This window comes from Marinimicrobium agarilyticum DSM 16975 (genome assembly GCF_000423345.1).
In the GTDB taxonomy this organism is placed as follows: Bacteria; Pseudomonadota; Gammaproteobacteria; order Pseudomonadales; family Cellvibrionaceae; genus Marinimicrobium; species Marinimicrobium agarilyticum.
In genome coordinates this window covers 18,187-39,157 of the sequence record NZ_AUHU01000013.1, presented here as the reverse complement: position 1 = coordinate 39,157, position 20,971 = coordinate 18,187, and the positions used below count along the sequence as shown (strand labels likewise).

Here is a 20,971-nt window from a genome sequence, read left to right as displayed (position 1 = left end):
TGTTCACGGTCTGTGAAAAAGGCCGTTAGCGGCTTGGGAAAAGAGACTTGGAGTCCAGAACAATGAGCCAGGGCAGTAACTCCAGCGGCCTTCGCCGCTACAATGAGCGCGTCATGCTCACCCATTTGCGAAAATACCGGACCGCCTCCAAATCTGACTTGGCGCGGGCCACGAACCTTACCCCCCAAGCGGTGACCCGCATTGTCGATGACCTGGAGCAGTCGGGGCTTGTGGTCCGGGAAGGGCGGCGTCTTGGCGGTCTTGGCCAGCCGTCTACCCTGTACGCCATTAATCCCGCCGGGGCTTATTCCATCGGGATAAAAATCGGTCGGCGCGACCTGGAGCTGCTGCTGCTGGATTTCAGTGGCAAGGTCATGACACAGTTTCGCCGTGAATTCGATCAGCCCGATCCTGACTATATTCTTTCTCAGATCGACGAACTGTTGCCTGAGTTGCGCGCACAACTGGATAAGTCCGCGCGGAAGCGCCTGCGCGGTGTGGGCGTCGCCATGCCCTGGTTCCTCGGTGCCTGGCCCAGCGAACTGGAAATGGCCTCGGAGCTGTCTGAGCGCTGGCGAAATATCAATCTGAGCGAGGAAGTGGCCGAGCGTGTCGATTTGCCAGTGTACTTTGAAAATGACGGTGCGGCGGCGGCCATCGCCGAGCTGCAGTTGGGGGTCGGGCGGGATATCTCTGATTTCCTTTACGTCAATATCGGCGCGTTTATTGGCGGTGGGTTGATCCTCCACGGCAATCTGGAGCCGGGAGTGCATGGCAATGCCGCCGAACTCGCCTCCATGCCGGTGCCGCACTCAGAGCGGTTCGGTCACAAGGCCACCAAGCTTGGCTTTGATATGCTGACCCAGCGCGCCTCGTTGCTGACGTTGCGCCGGTACCTGAATCAGAATGGTATTAAGATCAGTCACATCGGTGAGTTGCCTGAGCATATTGATGAGGCTCGAGGCTATATTCAGGAGTGGATGGACGATTGTGCGGATGCTTTGGTTTTCGCCTTTTTATCCGTGATCAGCGTGCTGGATCTGAAAGCTATTGTGATTGATGCCAACCTTCCGCGTTTTATCATTGATGAGCTTGTGGCGATGGTGGAACGTCGGTTGGCCTCGGTGGCTGCTAAAGATATTTTTGTTCCCTCGGTGCTGCCCGGTCAACTCGGCCCGGATGCCATTGCCGTGGGTGGTGGGATACTCCCGTTTTATTCTTCTTTCGGTGCTGACAAAACGGTTCTCTTGAAAGGCAGTGTGCCGGAGCGTCGCATTATCTGAGTTCAGTACCGTCTGCACGTGTTGTCGCCGACATAAAAAAAGCCCCGGCACTGACCTTGCCGGGGCTTTTTTGTGAACTTTACACGGGTGACGGGGTGGGGTACCCCGGCCCCGTCACGGCCTTCACCAAATAGACTTCAGCGGCCAGGCGTTCAGCTGTTCCACCGTCGCCGTGCCGCCTTCAGCGAATACTTCTACGCCCTGGCTGCTCGGTTCGGGAAAAATTTTGTCACTGATGACCACCGCGCCATCGTTGCCAAACACTTCCACCGAAGACCAGTCTATAAACAAGTGCAGCTCAACCTTCCCGCCTTCCAGCGGCATTGGCGCGACATGCACGCCGGGGAATTCCGGATGAAAGTCCACCTCGCCCGACTGGGTTCGATCCAGTGCCAGGGTCTGATCGTTCACATTGTAGCGGATAACGGTTTTCTCGCTGTTGCCCGTACGGACATTGAGCCCGACGGTATCCGCGGTGCCCGGCTCAAAACGCACAGTCATCTCCAGCGCTTTACCATGGACACCCCAGTCCTCCAAAGAGCGGGTTTCATTGGTTAACGTTAGGTTGCTGACCTCTCTCTGGTCCTTACGCAGCATTTGTAGCTCTTTGACCGGCTCCTGCGTCATCGTCAGGCCGCCATTGTAACTGGCGAGCTCAAGGCTGCGGGGAATGCTCTGGGAGCTGCGCCAGGGCGTCGTGGGCAATTCCTGAGCGTACTGCCAGTTATTCATCCAGCCTACCCAAATGCGTCGGCCATCCTCCTCGGGAATGTCGGACCAGGAGACGGCGGCGTAAAAGTCCTTGCCGTAATCCACCCACTGGTGCGGTCCCTCGGCGTGTTCGGGCAGTGTGCTCTCGTCCGCGGTAAAGCGTTTGCCGTCAAACTCCCCCACGAAATACAGGCCACCGGAGCCGCCGGCAACAGAGCCCTCTTCACCTGCGCCCAGGTCTATCTCCAGCACCCACTTGGTTTTGTTCTCGTCGCCGTCGACCGGCAGAGCGTAAAGGTCCGGGCACTCCCAGATTCCCAGCTCCGAGGCGGGGGATTCAAAGTGGCTGAGAAAGGTCCAGTCTTTCAGATTGGGTGAGCTGTAGAATGCGATTTTGTAATCCGTGGAGAGGGCGACCACCATAATCCAGCGTTCGGTGGGCTCATGCCAGAACACCTTAGGGTCGCGAAAGTTCTCCATATTCTCATCGAGAACCGGGTTGTCTTGATACTTGGTCCAGGAGCGGCCATCGTCGAGACTGTACGCCAGTTGCTGGTTTTGCCCCTTGGCGGGCTGCTGTTTGTGACCGGTATAAATGGCCACCATCGGCGGATTGTCTTTGGTTCCAAAACCCGACGTGTTGTAGTGATCCACGACCGCACTGCCCGAAAAAATCATGTAATTCTGATCCTCAGGCAGAGCGACGTCCAGCTCCTCCCAGTGCACCAGGTCCTTGCTGATGGCGTGTCCCCAGCTCATATGGCCCCACTTATTGCCGTGAGGGTTGTATTGGTAGAAGAGGTGATATTCGCCGTTGTGGTATACCAGCCCATTGGGATCGTTCATCCAGTTTTCACGTGGGGTGAAATGGAATTGTGGACGATAACGTTCCGCGTAGGGCGCGTTGGCTTGACTGGAGGCTGACGCTTGGGCTGAGCTTTTCTGGGTGTCACCGCTCGTGCCGGTACAGCCAGCGAAGGCCAGAGCCTGTGCCGAGGTCAGAGACAGAGTGAATAGCTTGTTCATGGTTAACCTCTTTGTGGTGTTATCAATGGGGTCATGTTTAAACCGAGGGTTGATTGGCTGATGACTTTGCGTCACCCCGTACATGGAGTGTGTACTCCAGGTCTTCGAGTGAGGTGCCTTTGGTTTCCGGCATGATTTTCCAGACAAAGAGGAACTGCAGTACCATCATCAGGCCAAAGAAAATGAATACCAGCCCGCCGTTGCCATCGGCAAATACCGGGAACAACCAGGACACCGCTGCTGCCATAAACCAGTGAGTGAAACTGCCAAAGGCCTGTCCTTTGGCGCGCACCCGGTTGGGGAAAATTTCGGAAATAAACACCCAGATGACCGCACCCTGAGAGATGGCAAAGGCTGCAATAAAGCCTAGCAGACCGTAGAGCACCAGGCTGCCGGAAATCTCATCGGCCATAAACTGGTAGCTCACCAGGAACAGCGATGCGGCCGTACCAATGGAGCCGATGAACAACAGGGGGCGACGCCCCAGCTTGTCGATCATGAACAGAGCAATGACGGTGAACAGAAAGTTGGTGCCACCCACCAGAACCGCCTGCAGCAATGAGGCTTCGGTACTGAAACCGGCGCTTTCAAAAATCCGCGGCGCATAGTACATCAGAGCATTGATGCCAGAGAGCTGGTTGAACATGGCAATGGACCAGGCGCAGAAAATCGGAAACAGGTATTTGCGCTGGAACAGTCTGTCAGAGGCGCCGTTGTCATTGTCTTTGAGGGACCGTTCGATGTCGGCCAATTCTTGTTCCACATTGGGCTCGCCCATTTTGACCAGAACGTCGTGGGCTTCCAGCGTCCGCCCTTTCTTGACCAGCCACCGCGGGCTGTAGGGAATAAGGAACAACAGGGCCAGAAACAGCGCGGCGGGAACCGCCTCAATGCCCAGCATCCAGCGCCAGGCGCTGGCGCCCTCAATGGAGAGACCAATCACGTAGTTCGACAGAAAGGCCAGCAGGATACCCCCGACCACGTTGAGCTGATTGATGGCCACCAGACGCCCACGCATGGCTGCCGGAGAAATTTCCGCGATGTACATCGGGGCCACGACCGACGCGGCGCCCACGGCCAGGCCGCCGATCAGCCGATACACCAGGAACTCACCCCAGATGGTCGCCAGTGCACTGCCCACGGCGGAGACGAAATACATCACCGCAATCACCATCAGGGAGCGCTTGCGGCCCAGCCAGTCCGCCGGTTTTCCGACGCTGAGAGCGCCGATGACGGTGCCGATCAGCGCAATGGCAACCGTGAAACCCAGCCCGTTGTTGCTCAGCTCAAACTCTCGTTCCAGAGCGCCAGTGGTCCCGGAAATGACGGCGGTATCGAAGCCGAACAGCAGGCCGCCCAGTGCGGCCACAATGGTACTGAAAATAACAACACGGTGAGAGCGGGGCGGCGATGCCCCGTTGGTATGGCTCATTGTGACTACCTCGCTTCAGTTTATTGTTGGTGACTTCATCGGGCGGCTCACATCGTGGGTCCGCCGTTGTTGGGGTCAGGCGGCGCCTACACCGCCATAGTGCCGGTAGCCTCCTGCGCGACTGCCTGGGCCATCAGAATCGCGCCGGCTTCACCGGCGTGGCCTTCCAGTTGGGGGGGCACGATATAGTGATTGGGGTCGCGCGCCGCCGCCCCGCAGGGGTAACCGTTCATGACGCGCAGAAAGCGTTCGCGGATTTTCGGGAACAAGTGGGCCTGCTTCATTACGCCGCCGCCCAAAATGATACGTTGGGGAGAATAGGCTGCCGTGATGTTCCAGCACATGGCGGCCAGGTAGTCCGCTTGCAGATCCCAGGCCTCGTGCTCCGGGGGCAGCGTTTCGGCTTTGCGGCCCCAGCGCTTTTCCAGGGAGGGCCCGGCGACCATTCCTTCCAGGCAGTTGCCGTGAAAAGGGCAGGCGCCCTCGAACGGGTCGCGTTCGCGGTCATGAGGCATCAACAGGTGCCCGATTTCCGGATGCATGCTGCCTTTGATGGGCTGACGGTTGGAGAAAATTCCCGCCCCGACACCGGTGCCGATGGTGACATAGACAAAATCCTCCAAACCCTGTGCGGCCCCCAGAGTCAGCTCACCCAGCGCCGAGCCATTTACATCGGTGTCGAAAGCGGCCGGGACCCCGAGTTCACCGGCAATGGCACCCAGCACGTCCGTGTTGGACCAGTCAGGCTTGGGGGTTTCGGTAATGTACCCGTAGCGCGGCGAGTGGGGGTTCAGATCAACCGGGCCAAAACAGGCCACTCCGATGGCGGCGATCGGCCCTTGGGTTTCGATTTCCCGGGTAAAGAAAGCCAGCGCATTGGCAAGGGTTTCTTCGGGGGTCGTTGTGGGGAAGCTGGCGCGGGCAGTGATCTCGCTGGCGGAGCGTCCAATAACACAATTGAATTTGGTGCCGCCGGCTTCCACGCCACCAAACAGGCTGGGTAATGACTTCACAACACATCTCGCTCTTACTTATTGGTGTCTGGAATTATTGTGGGGCTGGCCCCATTTCGACTAAGTAAATCACGGTTAAATATATTAGTCAATAATCTATTTTTCTACTAATGTATGATTTATAAGCCGTTTAATTGAAGTTATTTACTTAACTCAAAGTTAATAAATTGCTTGAAATGGGATAAATCCTTATGTAATTTAGAAGGTGAAGCACATTTCGATGCGCACCTTAGACAACAAAAGATATAACCAATAACAGTTCGATCAGCTTTCGCTATATAAAAGGAAGAATTGAGCGCCGCTTGGTCGACAGCTTGGCGAGGACATAATGAAACACAAAAACGAAGTGCGGCGTTTAACCGGTGCACACCCATTGGTAAACGTCTCTGTGGCGAGCCCTGGCGAGAACGCTGGCTGGGGCTATGTCGTCGATATCCTTTCAAACATCTTTCGTTTGAGCTCTCGGGTTCCACCTTCTCTACGGTTGATGAGGTGCATCAAACGATGCGCCGCACGGCGCTTCTGTCCGGGGCTGAGAGAGGGGGCCGGAAGTCTCTGTTGAGGGCTTTGTCTCGGTTCTGATAACGCACAATCGAACTGCTTAAAATAATGAATGAAAGAGGAAACGTTGCTATGAACAAATCGCTATTTGCCATCAGTGCGCTTTCATGCGCAATTGCGCCCGGACTGGCCCATGGCCAGGACGACGGGCCTGACAGTCAGTCTTCCTCGCGGGCGCTGGAAGAGATTGTGGTGACCGGCTACAGCACTACAGAGGAGCGCAAGCTGCTGGGTGCTGTGGATTCAGTGGATATCGATGATGTGGAGGACATGCCCTCCGGCAATATCATGCAGAATCTTCAGGGCCGACTCCCGGGGGTCCAGATCACCACCAGCGGTAACCCCAACCCTGCGTCGACAGTGCGCATTCGCGGCCAGGGTATCGGCGGGCTGGGCTTCAACGAGCCGCTGTACGTAATTGACGGTGTGCCGACCACCAAAGGCATGCATGAGCTGAATCCGAATGATATAAAGTCGATCCAGGTGCTGCGTGATGCTGCCACCGGCAGTGTTTACGGCGCGCGCGCCGCCAACGGTGTGATCGTCATCACCACCAAGAAAGGGTCCGACGCGGAAGGCGTCAATATCCGTTACAACCAGTCCTTTCAGGATTACTCCTACGACCTGAATCCGCTCAATACCCAGCAGCGGGCCCGTGCCGTATTCCAGGCGGCGGTCAATGATGGTACTGATCCGAACAACGCCAGCCCGTTATACACTTACGACTGGAACGGTGACTACGACAGCCCCGCGCTAAACGAGATTCGGTTGCCGGAGTACCTGGATTCCGCTCAGACCATGCGCCCGGCAAGCACCAACTGGTTTGACCAGGTCACCCGCACCGCTAAGGTGAGCGACCTGCACATCTCCGCTGGAAAATCCAGTGACGACTCCAACCTGTATGCGTCATTCGGGTACTACAATGCCGAAGGGGTGGTGGACGAATCCCAGTTCGAACGAATGGCGTTTCGGGTGAACTCCAGCTTTGACTTTATGGATGGAGACCTCACGATTGGTGAGAACTTCACATTCACCAACCAGGTTTCCAACAAGGTCAATGATCTGGCCGAGGGTATTCTGAATCTGTCGATCGAACAACAGTCCATTGTTCCGGTTCACACAGTGGACGGCGAAGGCTGGGGTGGGCCGGCCCCGGGCATTACTGATCGTGACAACCCGGTTCGTCTGATCGAGATGAACAAAGACAACGAGAACACCTACAATCGGGTCGTTGGTAACGCCTATATTGATTACCGCCCGATGGATGATCTGCTTCTTCGCTCCAATGTGGGTCTGGACTACGGCCAGTTCTACTACCGCGATTACACCCGCGCTTTCCAGGCCGGCAACCTCAACTTTGACGACGAGCTGGTAACGACCCATAACTGGAATCAGACGCTGGTGTGGACCAATACCGCCGAATACAGTTGGGACTTTGCCAACGGCCACTTCCTGAAAGTGCTCGGTGGCGTGGAGACGGTTGATTTTGAGACGGAAGGTTTCAACGGCGCCAACCAGGGCTATGCATCCGATAGTCGCGACTACGCGTTTTTGTCCCAAGGTACCGAGGGGACCGAAGTCAGCGGTTCCGGCGACGCCTGGACGATGCTGTCCTACTTCACCCAAGTCGATTACGATTACCAGGGTCGTTACCTGGCCTCTGTCACTGTTCGGCGCGACGGCTCGTCCCGCTTCGGTGAAAATCATCGCTATGGTACCTTCCCCGCCGTATCCGCAGGCTGGTTCATTTCCGATGAGGCTTTCTTTGATGTTGACTTTATCGACGAGCTGAAGCTGCGCGCCAGCTGGGGTGAGAACGGTAACCAGGAAATTGATACTCGCGCAACTTCCACGATTTATGAAAGTCGCTACGCGACCACAACGCTTTTTACCACACAGCAGGATGAGGGCACCGCGTATGACCTCGCCGGTGCCGACACAGGAAATCTTCCCTCTGGCTTTGCCCGGGTTCAAATCGGTAACGACGACCTGAAGTGGGAAACCTCGGTTCAGACCAACGTCGGTCTCGATTTTGAAATGTTTGATGGCACCTTGAGCGGTTCGCTGGACTGGTTTGAGAAAACCACCGAAGACATCCTTACCCGTACCCAGCCTCTGGCGACTCAGGGTGAAGGGGCTTCCAAAATCGTGAATGGTGGCACCATTGAGAACTCCGGTGTAGAGCTATCGCTGACCTATGCCAATGACTTTGAAATTCAGAGCCTGGGCGTTTTCGATTATGAAATCAGCGGTAACATCTCCAGCGCTGAAAATACCGTGATTGACCTGCCCGATGATGTGGTCAACTCCTTCCCGGGTAATGGCCGTGACAAAACCATTTTGGGTGAATCCATCAACGCCGTGTTTGGCTACGTAGCCGATGGCCTGTTCCAGAATCAGGAAGAAGTAGAAGCTCACGCGGATCAGGCCGGTGCGGCTCCGGGTCGTATTCGCTACCGGGACCTGGACGGCAATGGCGAAATTAACGAAGCAGACCAGAAATACTTTACGACGACCGATCCAGACTTCACCTACGGCGTGAACTTCAGGCTTGGTTATGAGAACTGGGATTTCAATATGTTCTGGCAGGGGGTGCACGGAGGCCAGATTCGCAACCATTGGCGCTTTTTCACCGACTTTACGTCGCTTAACGCTGGCTCCAATTATGGCGATCGTGTACTGGGAGCCTGGTCGCCAGAGAATACGGATAGCAATGTTCCTGCGCTGACATTGGTGGATAACAACAATGAAGCGCGTTCGTCTACCTTCTTCTGGGAGGATGCCTCCTATCTGAAGCTGCGGGACCTGTCCGTGGGTTACACCCCTTCTGATTCCTTCTGGGGCGCGATCGGAGCCAGTACGGGGCGGTTCTACATTCAGGGGCAGAACCTGTTGACCATCACGCCGGATGGCACTTTGGCCCAAGACCCGGAAACCCCGGGAGCCACTTTCCCGATTCCGCGCAGCATCAACCTGGGTGTAAACCTCACCTTCTAATGGAAGCGGTAGAGACGAATTCAGACACATTAAATTGAGGTTAACAGTATGAATAAGACCTATAAATTAGCATTGTCCGCCGTGATGGCCTTCGCCATCAGCGCCTGCGGCAGCGACTCACTGGAAGTCGAGCCCAAGTCTGCCTTGAGCGAGGACCAGGTAAAAACCGTCGAAAATCTGGACGCACTGGTCACGGCGGCGTATTCCTATCTGGGCAACGACCACTATACGGCTCCGATGTATCTGTGGCCCACCGGCAACCTGCGCGCGGGTGATGCCCACAAGGGTGGGAATGGGGCGGCGGATATCTTCGCCTACCATGCCCTCTCCCTGTACGAGCCGCTGGTGGCGGACGGCGAATCTTTCCCGCCAGACTTTATTGACCTGAATAACAAGAAATGGGTGCGTGACTTTACCGGCATTTCCCGGGCGAACGCCGCACTCAAGGTCATGAATGATGTGGACGAGTCGGTGTACCCGAACAAGGCCGCTCGCCAAGCCGAGTTACGGTTTATTCGCGGGGTGTTTTATTTCGACCTGAAAATTCACTATAACCGACTTCCCTGGATTGACGAGACGATGACGCCGGAGCAGGTGGAAGCCACCAGCAACGTGGACTTAACCTCGCAAGAGTTGTGGGACAAAATTGCGGCCGATTTCCGCTTTGGTGTGGAGCACCTGCCTTTGCCGCAGGATCAGGATCAGGCTGGCCGAGCCGACCGCGATGCAGCTCGGGCCTACTTGGCCAAAGCGTTGTTGTATCAAGCGTACGTAAAAGATGAGAACCATCAGGTCGTTGAAATCAATACTGACAATCTGGAAGAGGTTGTATCCCTGGTGGATGACATTGAAGCCAATGGTCACTATGGTTTGGTGGATGACTTTGCCAAAAACTTCCTGTGGGAGTTTGAAAATAATCGCGAATCCGTGTTTGAAATTCAGCGCTCTCGCGAAGATGGCAGCCCGGATGGTCGTGGCGCCTGGGGGGTGGCTCTGAATACCCCCATGTCCGGCGGTTTTGGGTGCTGTGGGTTCCATGTCCCGACAGACAACTTTGTCAACGCGTTTAAAACTGGCGCAGACGGGTTGCCGATGTTTGATGGCTTTAACGACTCGCTGTACGACGCTCAGTCCGACATGGTTGATCCTCGGTTGGATCACACGGTGGCAATGGAAGGTAAACCCTTCAAATACGACGAAGACCTGATTATTGAGAACGGTGATGCCTGGGCGCGAAATCCGGCCACTTACGGCAACTTCATCTCCATGAAGGAACTTGAGCATCCAGATTGTGAGTGCCGGATGCAAAATGGCCCCTTTACCGTGTTTTCCAAAAACACCATTCTCGTGCGCTACTCTGACGTGCTGTTGTGGAAGGCTGAAGCGCTGATCGAGTTGAACCGGGAGGATGAGGCCCTGCCAATCATTAACCGCATTCGCACGCGCGCAATGAACAGCCTGGGCCGGTTGGACAATTACAGCATCTATAACATTGGCATCTATGACGCCTTCGAGGATCAGGCCGAAGCCCGTCGTGCGCTGCGCTGGGAGCGTCGCCTGGAGCTGGGGCTGGAAGGGCACCGCTTCTTTGACCTGGTTCGCTGGGGGGTTGCTAAGGAGACTATCGACGAGTACCTCACGGTTGAGGAAACCCGAAAAGAGTACTTGCAGGATGCGGCTTTTACCGAGGGTAAGCATGAATATATGCCCATCCCGCAACAACAGATTAACCTCAGTGGTGGCCTGTACGAACAGAACCCCGGTTACTGAGTTTTCCCAAAAGGCGCGATCAGGGACGATGTGCGCTCAATGCTCACCGGATTGTTGGGAACCGGTGCTCTCCGGGGCTTGTGTCTCTTGACGCTACAATTTGGTGTGCAGGCGCTGACCGTCAGGCAGCGCCTTTTTTTTGGCTAATGCTGATAGGGGCAAAGGGGGCGCACCGTGAGAAGCGTGCCCCCTCCGGGAGGAAGGAGATTACGAGTCGGTCGGTTCCTCGCTGGTGTCGAGGACCGGCTTGTCATGTCGGTTGCCACCGGTACTGCCTTTGCGCTTGGCCAGCGCCGCATCCAGCTTGCGAGCGGCATCGCCGATGGCGGCGTACAGGTCTTGGGATTCGGCATGTGCCGCCACCGTGGCGCCTTTGTACTGGGTGGTGACCTCCACTGCCTGAACGTGGCGTTCGACGGTCAGTGCCATGGAAAGGTCCCCGATGTCCGGGTAGTGTTTTTGAATTTTGTTGAAACGCTGATCGACGGCTTCGCGAATGCCATCGGTGATATCCAGGTGGTGTCCGGACAATTGTATATTCATAGTTGCTCCCAATACCTCTTCCTGTTGGAAATGGGCCGGCAGCTGGATTGGCCGGCCTCGCCGGGTGGGGCAGGTGATCCGGGCCGGGAGTATCGGGCGCCGGAATTTTTGTCCCCACCTGTTTAAGAACATGCGTCCGGCTGGGGAGAAAGTCAAGGCGGGTGCCATAAAAAACCCGCGCCGGGGCGCGGGTTTTTGGAAAGTGGTAGCTAGGGGCGGACTTGAACCGCCGACCCCAGCATTATGAATGCTGTGCTCTAACCAGCTGAGCTACCTAGCCACTTGTTTAGGGCGCGTATTTTCCCTATCTGCCCCTTTAAAGTCAAGCCTTTCGTGGCCAATTTAATATTGCGTCAGACGTTGAAGCGGAAGTGCACCACATCGCCGTCGCGAACGGTGTATTCCTTGCCCTCCAGACGCCATTTGCCGGCATCTTTGGCGCCCTGTTCGCCCTTGTGGCTGACGTAGTCATCGTAGCCCACGACTTCGGCGCGAATGAAGCCTTTCTCGAAGTCGGTGTGGATCTTGCCCGCTGCCTGGGGGGCGGTGGCGCCGACGGGTATGGTCCAGGCCCGCACCTCCTTGACCCCGGCGGTAAAGTAGGTGTGCAAGCCCAGCAGCTCGTAGCCAGCACGGATGACCCGGTCCAGGCCGGCCTCTTCCATGCCCATCTCTTCGAGGAACTCGGCCTTCTCGTCGTCCTCCAGCTCCGCGATTTCCGCCTCCATCTTGTTGCAGATAGGCACCACGATGGCGTTCTCTTCCTTGGCGATCGCGTGCACTTTGTCAAGGTAAGGGTTGTTCTCGAACCCGTCTTCCGAGACGTTGGCGATGTACATGGTGGGTTTCACTGTCAGCAGGGTGAGCTCCCGCAGCAGGCTCTGTTCGTCCTCTGACAGGCCGAAAGAGCGCAGGGGCTTGGCTTCGTCCAGGTGAGGCTGAATCTTCTCCAGCAGGGCTTTCATGGCGATGGCGTGCTTGTCGCCCCCTTTGGCGGACTTGGTGTAGCGCAGCAGGGCTTTGTCCACAGTTTCCAGGTCGGCCAGGGCCAGTTCGGTGTTGATGACCTCGATATCGGCTTCCGGGTCCACGGTGTTGGCGACATGGATGACGTTATCGTCCTCAAAGCAGCGCACCACGTGGGCGATGGCGTCAGTTTCACGAATGTTGGCCAGGAATTTGTTGCCCAGCCCCTCGCCCTTGGAGGCGCCCGCCACCAGGCCGGCGATGTCCACAAACTCCATGGTGGTGGGGATGACCTTCTCCGGTTTGACGATCTCGGCGAGCTTGTCGAGCCGGGGGTCCGGCACCATGACCACGCCCGCGTTGGGCTCAATGGTGCAGAAGGGAAAGTTTTCAGCGCCGATTCCCGCTTTGGTCAGTGCGTTGAACAGTGTGGACTTACCCACGTTGGGCAAGCCAACGATGCCGCAGTTAAAACCCATGATATTCCCCAGGTTGAGTGTTCGGACGTCCCGCGCCCGCTGATCGTGAATGGGCGAGCAATTATACAGACGCCGGGCGGGTGGTTGTAGTCCGTTCGTGTTCGCGCTCTGCAGGGTTACGCGCAGCCGACGCTACGCCAACTTAATTATTAACAATAGTTGAATAAGTTTTTGTGATTTTCCGTTAAGTCGACAACTGTAAGATTAACTTGCTGATAATAAAGGAAATTATAGATTATATATGACGTATATTAAGTAATTGATATTTAACTGAGAGTGATGTAAGTTAGTTGAAAGGCTGAGGGGTCGCTCTTTTCTGTCTCGTGACGCGTTCAGCTTGGGTGTTTGATAAAGAATAAAAGCCTAGAGGAATATAATGATGAATAACTTCAAGTCTTTGACCGGGTTGTTTCCGGTGGCAGTGAGTTGTCTGGTGTTGACCGCCTGCGGCGGATCGGACGGCGAAGTGGGTGATAACCTGCCCGGTAAAAACCTCGATGTCGTCATCGGTGAACCGGAACCGGAGCAACCGGACCCTGATAACCCCGGTGAGGAACCCTCCAGCGACGTGCTGGTGAACCTGACCAACGATGATCCCGCTTTGTTTGTCCCGGAAAACATCATTGCCGACTTTGAAGATGTAGCCTCACTACAGGCCTCCGGCAGTGGCTGGACACTCACAGGCGTATTCGACGAAGTGAGTGACTGGCGTGGTGTGACGACGAACGAAGAAGCCGCTCGTGTGGGCACTGCCGCCGTCAGCACCTGCGAGATCGGCGATAACGACTGTGACTCCAATACCGGCTCGATTCTGACGCCAGCGTTTACTGTTAACTCTGATTACCTCAACTTCCTGATGACCGGTGGCGCCACGGACGTGGGCGCGGAGATCCGCCTCGCCGGTACCGAGACCGTGCTTGCCGCCTTTCAGCCCAACTCCTGTGGCAAGGCTTACATTACCGACGACGAGGACTGGTTCCACTTCGATGTCAGTGCCCTGCAGGGCGAGGATGTGCAGCTGTACCTGTTCGATAACGAGGAGGGTGGCTGCGGCTTTGTCAGTTTCGACCACTTCTACCTGAGCGGCATGGCCGTGGGCTCCCAGGCCGCCTCGGCCCTGGTCCCGCTGGAGCCTTTCCGTGTAACCCTGCCGGAGGATGCGTCGGACAATGTGATTTCCCGTTTCGACAACGCCCTCAAAATGACCGCCAGCGTCGAGGACAACGGCGAGGGCTGGACCGCCACCGGTGACTTCGAGGCGCCTGCCACCGAAGAAGCCTGGCAGGGTAACTCCGCCAATCTGAACGCGGCCCGTATCGGCGCGCGCGGCTTCTCCAGTTGTGCGACCGGCGATGTGGCTTGCGAGGCTCAAACCGGCACCATTACCTCGGCGGACTTCACGGTCAACAATGACTACATCCGCTTCCTGGCCGCGGGCGGTTCCGCGGACAATCAGGACGTCACCATCAACCTGTTGCGCTCCGGTACCAACGAAGTGCTCGCCAGCGTCACACCGCAAACCTGCGATCCGACCTACGTCAGCGGGGATGGCAACTGGTACCAGATTGATGTTAGCGCCATTCAAGGTCAGAACGTCAAGCTGCAGATCGTGGATGACTCCACAGAAGCCTGTGGCTTTATTGCCGTGGATCACGCCTACCAGAGCGGCACGACCAGTTTTGAGGGTGAAGAGGGTGGCACCGTGACCCCGACGGTTGCGGCAACAGCCACCATCCCCGAAGAGTTCCAGAGCAAGAATGTCGACGTAGCCGCCGATGCCTTTGACGAAGGCGCCGTCGTAGCTAACTTTGATGACCCTCAAGCAATGTTGGAGGCCGGCTGGACCGCCAGTGGCGATTTCTCCAGCCCCGCCGACAGCACATCCTGGGCCGGCACCACGGCCGTGGACGCGGCTGCGCGGGTTGGCGTCAATGCCATCAGCACTTGCGAGCTGAACAACAACGCCTCCGGTTGTGACGCTCCCATGGGCTCGCTCACCTCGCCGCTGACCACCATCATCGACCCCTACCTCTACTTCCTGATGGCGGGCGGCAACGGAGAGGTGCCGGTCGGTCTGCGAGTGTTGGACTCCATCGGCAACGAGCTGATCAATTACGCCCCGGCCACCTGTGGTCCGTCGTACATCGACGGCAACGACGACTGGACCTTTATCGAGCAGTCCGCGATCGAGGGCGCCAAGGTGTACTACCAGTTGTACGACGAGGAGCCGGGCGGTTGTGGTTTTGTGAGCTTCGACCACCTCTATCAGACGGATCGTGATCCAGCGTCCACTGACGGAGCCCTGCCGGCCGACATGATCAACGGCGGTGCCATCTTCCTGAACGATACCCAGATGCAGTCCATCGGTTTCCACGCTTCATTGCCCTATGCCGACTCCAATGACACCGTTATTGCTCGCTTTGATGATGCCCAGGCCATGCTGGATGCCGGCTGGGTGGCGTCCGGCTCCTTCGCCAGTCCGGCGGACGGTCAGGCCTGGCAGGGCACCACGCGCGATGAAATCGACGTGGCTGCTCACATCGGCGTGGGCGCGGTCAGCACCTGTGAGATCAACAACAACGCCTCCGGTTGTGATGCACCTACGGGCACTCTGACCTCTCCGACGTTTACCGTCAGCGCAGACAAGCCGATCCTGGCGTTCATGATGGCCGGCGGTAATGGCACCGCGCCGGTGGGGCTGCGGGTCCTCTCCGCCACGGACGACAGCGAGTTGGAAAATTACATGCCCAATAGCTGCGGGCCGTCTTACATTGATGGTGATGATGATTGGGTGGAAATCGACCTGTCCACCTACGCCGGTTCCGATGTGAAAGTGGAAATTTACGACCAGGAAGCGGGCGGCTGCGGTTTCGTCAGCTTCGACCATGTGCACATGACCAGTGGGGCGGTGTTTACCCCCTGATCGGTTGAACGGAAGCAACCCTTGGGCCCCGGCCGGAAGGCCGGGGCCCGTCTGCACGAGACAATGATGAGGTCATTCCGATGTTGTTTGAAAAAAATGCTTATCGCCTGAGCAGCCTGGCCCTGCTGATCGCCCTGAGTAGCTGCGGCGGGGGTGGTGGTTCCACCGGAGGCGGTGGCGGCACGCCCGATGATGACGGCGACAACAATCCGCCCGCCGATGAAGTACCGGCACCCGAAGACGCTGCCCTGATACATCTGGATTACAACGCGTTGGTGGAAAACACCCGGGTGGCCAACGAGGCCGGTTCTGGCAGCTTTCCGATCGAGAATGCGTTTGACGCGCCCGAACTGGTACCCGGCATTGAGGGCTCCGCGTTGCGCACCGACGGCTATTCCACCTGGGTAACGGCGGATCTGGATCCGGTATCCAACAAAACCCTGACCGTGGAAACCTGGGTGGCCCTGGAGAGCTACCCCTCCGATGCGGAAGTCCCGCATGCGGACCTGACGCCCTCGGCGTTTGTCAGCCAGCGCAATTCCCTGGCGGGCTTTTCGCTGGATATTAATACCTTCGGCCAGTGGGGCTTTACGGTTTACATCGATGGCGAGCCCTTGACGCTGGAGGCGCCGGATGAATTTCCGCTGTACGAGTGGGCGCACATTGCCGCCGTGGTGGATACACCCAACGAAACCGTCTCCCTGTATCTGAACGGCGAGGCGGTGGCGAGTGAAACCATTGCCGACGACAGTCAGATCAGCTACGCCGGTGGTGACTTGCTGATCGGCAAAAGCTACAACGACAAGTACCTCGGTATCTTCCTGGTCAACGCCCTGAATGCCGCGTTCGATAACACGCGTGTGTATCCGGGGGCGCGCACCCAGGCGTTGATCGACGACAGTCTCGCCGAGAATGTCGATCAGACCGATGGCTATGCTCACGACGATTCACTGATTGTTCCGGACAGCCGCTTCGCCGGGGATTTGCAGCGCCCGCACTTTCACGCCATGCCGCCGGCCAACTGGACTAACGAGCCGCACGGGCTGGTTAGTGTCGACGGGCGCTATCACATGTTCTACCAGCGTACGCCCAATGGCCCCTATAAAACCCAGATGCACTGGGGGCACACCTATGCTGATGACCTTGTGCAGTGGAAGCACGAAGAGGATGCCCTCTGGCCCACGCTCGAACTGTCGGACACCAAGGGCTACGATATGAAAGGCATCTGGTCCGGGGACGTGGTGTATGAGAATGGGGTGGCCTATGCGTTTTACACCAATGTTAATCACTCCGGCCCGTATAACCCCGGGATCGCGTTGGCCACCAGTGATCATCCCAACCTGCGTGATTGGGAAAAGCAGGGGCCGATTATTGACTCCGATAATGTCGAAGACTTCCGCGACCCGTATCTCTGGAAAGAGGGTGATACCTGGCACATGATCATTGGCGCCCGCGTCAATGGCGGCGGTGGTCTGGATTACTACACCTCTACCGACCTGTACAACTGGACACGCCGTTCCAATTTCACCGTGCCCTCCTATTCGCAAATGGACATCAACTCAGCCATTTGGGAAATGCCGGTGTTTGAAGACCTGGGCAACGGCAAGCACATACTGGTGGTCAACCCCATTGGCGGGGAAGTGGGCAAATACGATGAGGACAAACCCACACGAGCCGTCTACTGGACCGGCACCTGGGGAAATGGTCGCTTCACCCCGGACTACCTGACACCGAAAAACCTGGACGTGATTGCCGGCCACCTGTCCCCCACCGTGGCCCGCAACGCCGAGGGCAAGCTGGTGGGTATCGGCATTGTGGATGAGCGGCGCTCGTCTCAGGCGCAGCTCGATGCCGGCTGGACGCATACCTTCAGCTTTCCCCGGGAATGGCGCTTGATGGATGACGGTGAAACCCTGGGGCAGTCACCGATCGCGGCGCTGGAGACCCTGCGCGACCCGGAGTCGCACATCAGCGTGGTGCCGGGAACCGTTAGCAGCGAGTTTGACCCGGGCATTGAGGGACGGCAGCTTGAGGTGCGTGTCGAGGTAAACCCGAACGTCACCGGCAGTGAGTACGGTTTGTTACTGGCAGCCTCTCCCGACCAGGAAGAGGTCACCCGCCTGTCCTACGATGCCGAGCGACAGGAGATCGTACTCAACAAGTTCAAATCCAGCCTGTCCGGCGAAGTGGAAGACAAAAAAGTCTACCGCGAAGCCTACGATGAGGCGGCCTTTGGCAAGCCCCGGACCTTCCATGTTTTTGTGGACGGCTCCGTGGTGGATGTCTTTATCAATGACAGTGCCGCCTTTTCCTTTCGAATCTATCCGACCCGGGAAGACAGTGATCACGTCTATCTGTTTTCCAGCGGTGGTGACACGGAATTTGTCAGCGCGGAAGCCTGGACCTTGCGACAACCCTGAACGCGGTTGTTTGTTGGTACTTCTCTCAAGCGGGGTGCCGACACCGGCCGGTGAGAGTGGCGGATGCGCCTTTGGCTCCAAAGCGTCGCACCGATCCGCCCGACCTGAGGCGAGAGAGGTACGTCGAGCGCGGCTCGTAAGGATTCGCGCTCCACGTTTTTGAGATCGCTTAGGCTTTAGTATGAAGCTGATTCATTGCCTTGACCCAATCGCCGCTGGCGGCCAGCGGCAGCACCTCGATGGCGCGATCAATGGCATCCAGAAGCATCTGCTGTTCGCTGGTGGGGGCTTTCTTGAGCACATAGCCCACCACTTGTGAAGCGGAACCGGGGTGGCCAATACCCAGGCGCAAGCGGTTGAAGTCCTTGTTGTTGCCCAGCGCTTTGATGGTGTCCCGCAGGCCGTTGTGGCCGCCGTGGCCGCCGCTGTGCTTCAGGCGGGCGGTGCCGGGGGGCAGGTCCAGCTCGTCGTGAGCGACCAGAATCGCTTCCGGCGGAATCTTGAAAAACTGCGCCATGGCACCGATGGACTGGCCACTGCGGTTCATGAACGTGGTCGGGATCAGTAGCCGCAGGTCTTGACCACCGAGGTTGATTCGGCCGGTCAGGCCGTGGAATTTGCTTTCAGGGGAAAGCGTCACGCCCTGGCGCCAGGCCAGTTCGGTGACAAAGTCGGCACCGGCGTTGTGCCGGGTGCGATCGTATTCTGCGCCCGGGTTACCCAGGCCGACGATCAGCTGCAGGGGAGTGTCCATGGCTCGATACCTTATCTAGAAAGAAACCCCGGATGTAGATAGAAAAACACCCCGAGGGCAGGGCCCGTCGGGGTGTGTTTTCGGGCGGGAGAGGCTTACTTCTCCTCTTCGCCACCTTCTTCTTCACCGCCTTCGTCTCCGGCTTCATCAGAAGCCATGCCGCGCGGCTTGTTGATGGACACAACCGGCTGGTCGTGGTCCGAACCGTGGCTCAGTTCCACGGATTCAACGCCTTTGGGCAGCTTCAGGTCGGAGATGTGCAGGCTGCTGCCCAGCTCCAGATCGGCCACGTCCACTTCGATGTATTCGGGCAGGTCGGCCGGCAAGCAGGTAACTTCCAACTGAACCATGTTATGGACGATTTTACCGCCCTGCATTTTAACACCCTTGGCGGTTTCCTCATTGAGGAAGTGCAGCGGGATGCTGGTGTGCAGTTTGGTGGTCTTGGAAACGCGCTGGAAGTCAGCGTGCTTGGTGAAGCCGCGAGCGGGATCACGTTGCAGATCTTTCAAAATCACGTTTTCGGCTTTGCCATCAATGCTCAGCTCGATAATGTGAGAGAAGAAAGCTTCGTTTTCCAACTGCTTGGTCAGTTCTTTCTGACTGAGCATGATGGTGGCGGGCTTCTTTTTTCCGCCGTACACGATGGCGGGTACTTTGCCCTCGAGACGACGCAGGCGGCGGCTCGCACCTTTCCCCAGGTCTTCTCGGGCTTCGGCGTTCAACTTAAACTCTTCAGACATGATAAGTCCTCGAATGTTTTCCACTAATGTCCGCGACCAGAACCATTAGCGGGGTTTCAAAAGCCGACCGGTCAAGCCGGACGGCGGCTAACCGAGTGCGCGTTCCGCTTAGCGGAACATGGCACTCAGGGATTCTTCATTGCTCAAGCGGCGCACAGCTTCGGCCAACATGCGTGACAGGGTCAGGGTACGGATGCGTGAGCAATTTTTACTGGCATCGCTCAGAGGGATGGAGTCGGTCACGACCAGCTCATCCAGCTCCGAGTTTTCAATGTTTTCAACGGCGTTGCCCGACAGTACCGGGTGAGTACAGTAGGCGATGACTTTCTTGGCGCCGTGGGCTTTCAGTGCTTTGGCGGCGTTGCACAGGGTGCCGGCGGTATCGACCATGTCGTCCACCAACAGGCAGGTACGCCCGTTTACCTCACCGATAATATTCATCACTTCGGCCACGTTCGGGTTGGGCCGGCGTTTGTCGATAATCGCCAGGTCCACACTCAGTTGCTTGGCCACGGCGCGGGCGCGAACCACGCCACCGATATCGGGAGAGACCACGATCAGGTCACTGAAGTTCTGCTTTTCGACATCTTCCAGCAGGACGGGGGAGCCGTAGACGTTGTCCACGGGCACATCGAAAAAGCCCTGAATCTGTTCGGCGTGAAGGTCAACGGTCAACAGGCGGTCAATGCCCACGCCTACCATCATGTCCGCCACCACCTTGGCGGTAATCGGCACCCGGGCGGAGCGCACGCGGCGGTCCTGGCGGGCGTAACCGAAATAGGGTACCACGGCGGTAATTCGCCCGGCGGAAGCCCGTCGCAAGGCGTCCACCATGATCATCAGCTCCATGATGTTTCGGTTGGTGGGGGCGCAGGTGGGTTGGACCACGAACACGTCGCGTCCTCGAACGTTGGTATTCAGCTCCACGGCAATTTCACCGTCGGAGAATTGAGAGACCGCGACGTCTCCAAGATCCATACCCAGGCATTCCACAATTTTGTGGGATAGGTCCGGGTTGGCGTTGCCGGTGAATACCATTAACTCAGTCACGTTCGGTACCTTCTTGTTTGCGGTCTTGCTTGTGTTGTGGGTAGTGCGCAAACCGGGACGGAAGGGGCGGGGAGATCGCGCCGACCGAAAACAGGGGCGCTAATGCCATTATCCGATCCGCGAGAAACTAACTCATGGGAGAGGCTCAACCCAAAACGAACAGCGCCGCTGAGGCAGCGGCGCGTTAACGAAAATGGCTGGGGCGGTAGGATTCGAACCTACGCATGACGGGATCAAAACCCGCTGCCTTACCGCTTGGCTACGCCCCAGTAGTAGTCGTTTTCAGCGATTGTTAAAACC

The 20,971-nt window shown here is 57.3% G+C and carries 13 protein-coding genes and 2 tRNA genes; 5 read left to right on the top strand and 10 right to left on the bottom strand.

Annotated features, from left to right (window positions below):
* The first annotated feature begins 62 nt into the window (after window positions 1–62).
* Entirely contained in the window at window positions 63–1,283 is a 1,221-nt protein-coding gene (locus tag G547_RS0113200) for an ROK family transcriptional regulator (RefSeq protein ID WP_051235441.1), read from the top strand.
* A 123-nt stretch (window positions 1,284–1,406) separates the two neighbouring features.
* Here G547_RS0113200 and G547_RS21450 read toward each other — a convergent pair whose 3' ends face one another.
* The 3 genes from G547_RS21450 to G547_RS21445 all read right to left on the bottom strand — a co-directional run bounded on the left by G547_RS21450 (window position 1,407) and on the right by G547_RS21445 (window position 5,465).
* On the bottom strand, window positions 1,407–3,020 hold the full coding sequence (locus G547_RS21450; RefSeq protein WP_036188678.1) for a glycoside hydrolase family 32 protein: 1,614 nt from the start codon (window positions 3,018–3,020) through the stop codon (window positions 1,407–1,409).
* Between the two features lie 37 nt (window positions 3,021–3,057).
* Window positions 3,058–4,452, bottom strand: a complete 1,395-nt coding sequence (locus G547_RS0113190; protein ID WP_051235439.1) for a sugar porter family MFS transporter — start codon at window positions 4,450–4,452, stop codon at window positions 3,058–3,060.
* 86 nt (window positions 4,453–4,538) lie between these two features.
* Window positions 4,539–5,465: an ROK family protein gene (locus G547_RS21445; RefSeq protein ID WP_036188604.1), complete on the bottom strand. Its 927-nt coding sequence runs from the start codon at window positions 5,463–5,465 to the stop codon at window positions 4,539–4,541.
* 633 nt (window positions 5,466–6,098) lie between these two features.
* Between G547_RS21445 and G547_RS0113180 the strand changes: the two genes are divergently transcribed.
* Together G547_RS0113180 and G547_RS0113175 are read left to right on the top strand one after the other, a co-directional pair.
* Window positions 6,099–9,023 (top strand): SusC/RagA family TonB-linked outer membrane protein, encoded by a 2,925-nt coding sequence (locus G547_RS0113180; RefSeq protein WP_084646009.1) that lies wholly within the window; start codon window positions 6,099–6,101, stop codon window positions 9,021–9,023.
* Window positions 9,024–9,071: 48 nt separating this feature from the next.
* Entirely contained in the window at window positions 9,072–10,793 is a 1,722-nt protein-coding gene (locus tag G547_RS0113175; protein WP_027330257.1) for a RagB/SusD family nutrient uptake outer membrane protein, read from the top strand.
* 207 nt (window positions 10,794–11,000) lie between these two features.
* Here the strand turns inward: G547_RS0113175 and hpf are convergent, their stop codons facing one another.
* The 3 genes from hpf to ychF form a co-directional block, all read right to left on the bottom strand.
* The gene (gene hpf, locus G547_RS0113170; protein ID WP_027330256.1) at window positions 11,001–11,336 is read right to left on the bottom strand and encodes a ribosome hibernation-promoting factor, HPF/YfiA family; all 336 of its coding nucleotides are present in this window, start codon (window positions 11,334–11,336) and stop codon (window positions 11,001–11,003) included.
* 203 nt (window positions 11,337–11,539) lie between these two features.
* Window positions 11,540–11,616: transfer RNA gene (locus G547_RS0113165), tRNA-Met, on the bottom strand.
* Between the two features lie 73 nt (window positions 11,617–11,689).
* Window positions 11,690–12,781, bottom strand: coding sequence for a redox-regulated ATPase YchF (ychF, locus tag G547_RS0113160; protein ID WP_027330255.1), 1,092 nt, complete (start codon window positions 12,779–12,781; stop codon window positions 11,690–11,692).
* Between the two features lie 379 nt (window positions 12,782–13,160).
* Between ychF and G547_RS21440 the strand changes: the two genes are divergently transcribed.
* Window positions 13,161–15,704: a hypothetical protein gene (locus G547_RS21440; RefSeq protein WP_157209877.1), complete on the top strand. Its 2,544-nt coding sequence runs from the start codon at window positions 13,161–13,163 to the stop codon at window positions 15,702–15,704.
* Between the two features lie 80 nt (window positions 15,705–15,784).
* Window positions 15,785–18,124 (top strand): GH32 C-terminal domain-containing protein, encoded by a 2,340-nt coding sequence (locus tag G547_RS21435; protein ID WP_051235437.1) that lies wholly within the window; start codon window positions 15,785–15,787, stop codon window positions 18,122–18,124.
* Window positions 18,125–18,293: 169 nt separating this feature from the next.
* Here the strand turns inward: G547_RS21435 and pth are convergent, their stop codons facing one another.
* The 4 genes from pth to G547_RS0113130 all read right to left on the bottom strand — a co-directional run bounded on the left by pth (window position 18,294) and on the right by G547_RS0113130 (window position 20,940).
* A complete protein-coding gene (gene pth, locus G547_RS0113145) occupies window positions 18,294–18,878 on the bottom strand; it encodes an aminoacyl-tRNA hydrolase (protein ID WP_027330253.1) in 585 nt (194 codons plus the stop codon).
* Window positions 18,879–18,973: 95 nt separating this feature from the next.
* On the bottom strand, window positions 18,974–19,621 hold the full coding sequence (locus tag G547_RS0113140) for a 50S ribosomal protein L25/general stress protein Ctc (protein ID WP_211224560.1): 648 nt from the start codon (window positions 19,619–19,621) through the stop codon (window positions 18,974–18,976).
* A 108-nt stretch (window positions 19,622–19,729) separates the two neighbouring features.
* Window positions 19,730–20,659, bottom strand: coding sequence for a ribose-phosphate pyrophosphokinase (locus tag G547_RS0113135; RefSeq protein ID WP_036188599.1), 930 nt, complete (start codon window positions 20,657–20,659; stop codon window positions 19,730–19,732).
* A 206-nt stretch (window positions 20,660–20,865) separates the two neighbouring features.
* Window positions 20,866–20,940 (bottom strand) — tRNA-Gln (locus tag G547_RS0113130).
* Between the last annotated feature and the right edge of the window lie 31 nt (window positions 20,941–20,971).

Excerpts from the sequence above, each read along its gene's own strand:
- G547_RS0113200 (WP_051235441.1), top strand. The coding sequence starts at position 63 with ATGAGCCAGGGCAGTAACTCCAGCGGCCTTCGCCGCTACAATGAGCGC.
- G547_RS21450 (WP_036188678.1), bottom strand. The coding sequence starts at position 3,020 with ATGAACAAGCTATTCACTCTGTCTCTGACCTCGGCACAGGCTCTGGCC.
- G547_RS0113190 (WP_051235439.1), bottom strand. The coding sequence starts at position 4,452 with ATGAGCCATACCAACGGGGCATCGCCGCCCCGCTCTCACCGTGTTGTT.
- G547_RS0113180 (WP_084646009.1), top strand. The coding sequence starts at position 6,099 with ATGAACAAATCGCTATTTGCCATCAGTGCGCTTTCATGCGCAATTGCG.
- G547_RS0113175 (WP_027330257.1), top strand. The coding sequence starts at position 9,072 with ATGAATAAGACCTATAAATTAGCATTGTCCGCCGTGATGGCCTTCGCC.
- hpf (WP_027330256.1), bottom strand. The coding sequence starts at position 11,336 with ATGAATATACAATTGTCCGGACACCACCTGGATATCACCGATGGCATT.
- ychF (WP_027330255.1), bottom strand. The coding sequence starts at position 12,781 with ATGGGTTTTAACTGCGGCATCGTTGGCTTGCCCAACGTGGGTAAGTCC.
- G547_RS21440 (WP_157209877.1), top strand. The coding sequence starts at position 13,161 with ATGAATAACTTCAAGTCTTTGACCGGGTTGTTTCCGGTGGCAGTGAGT.
- G547_RS21435 (WP_051235437.1), top strand. The coding sequence starts at position 15,785 with ATGTTGTTTGAAAAAAATGCTTATCGCCTGAGCAGCCTGGCCCTGCTG.
- pth (WP_027330253.1), bottom strand. The coding sequence starts at position 18,878 with ATGGACACTCCCCTGCAGCTGATCGTCGGCCTGGGTAACCCGGGCGCA.
- G547_RS0113140 (WP_211224560.1), bottom strand. The coding sequence starts at position 19,621 with ATGTCTGAAGAGTTTAAGTTGAACGCCGAAGCCCGAGAAGACCTGGGG.
- G547_RS0113135 (WP_036188599.1), bottom strand. The coding sequence starts at position 20,659 with ATGGTATTCACCGGCAACGCCAACCCGGACCTATCCCACAAAATTGTG.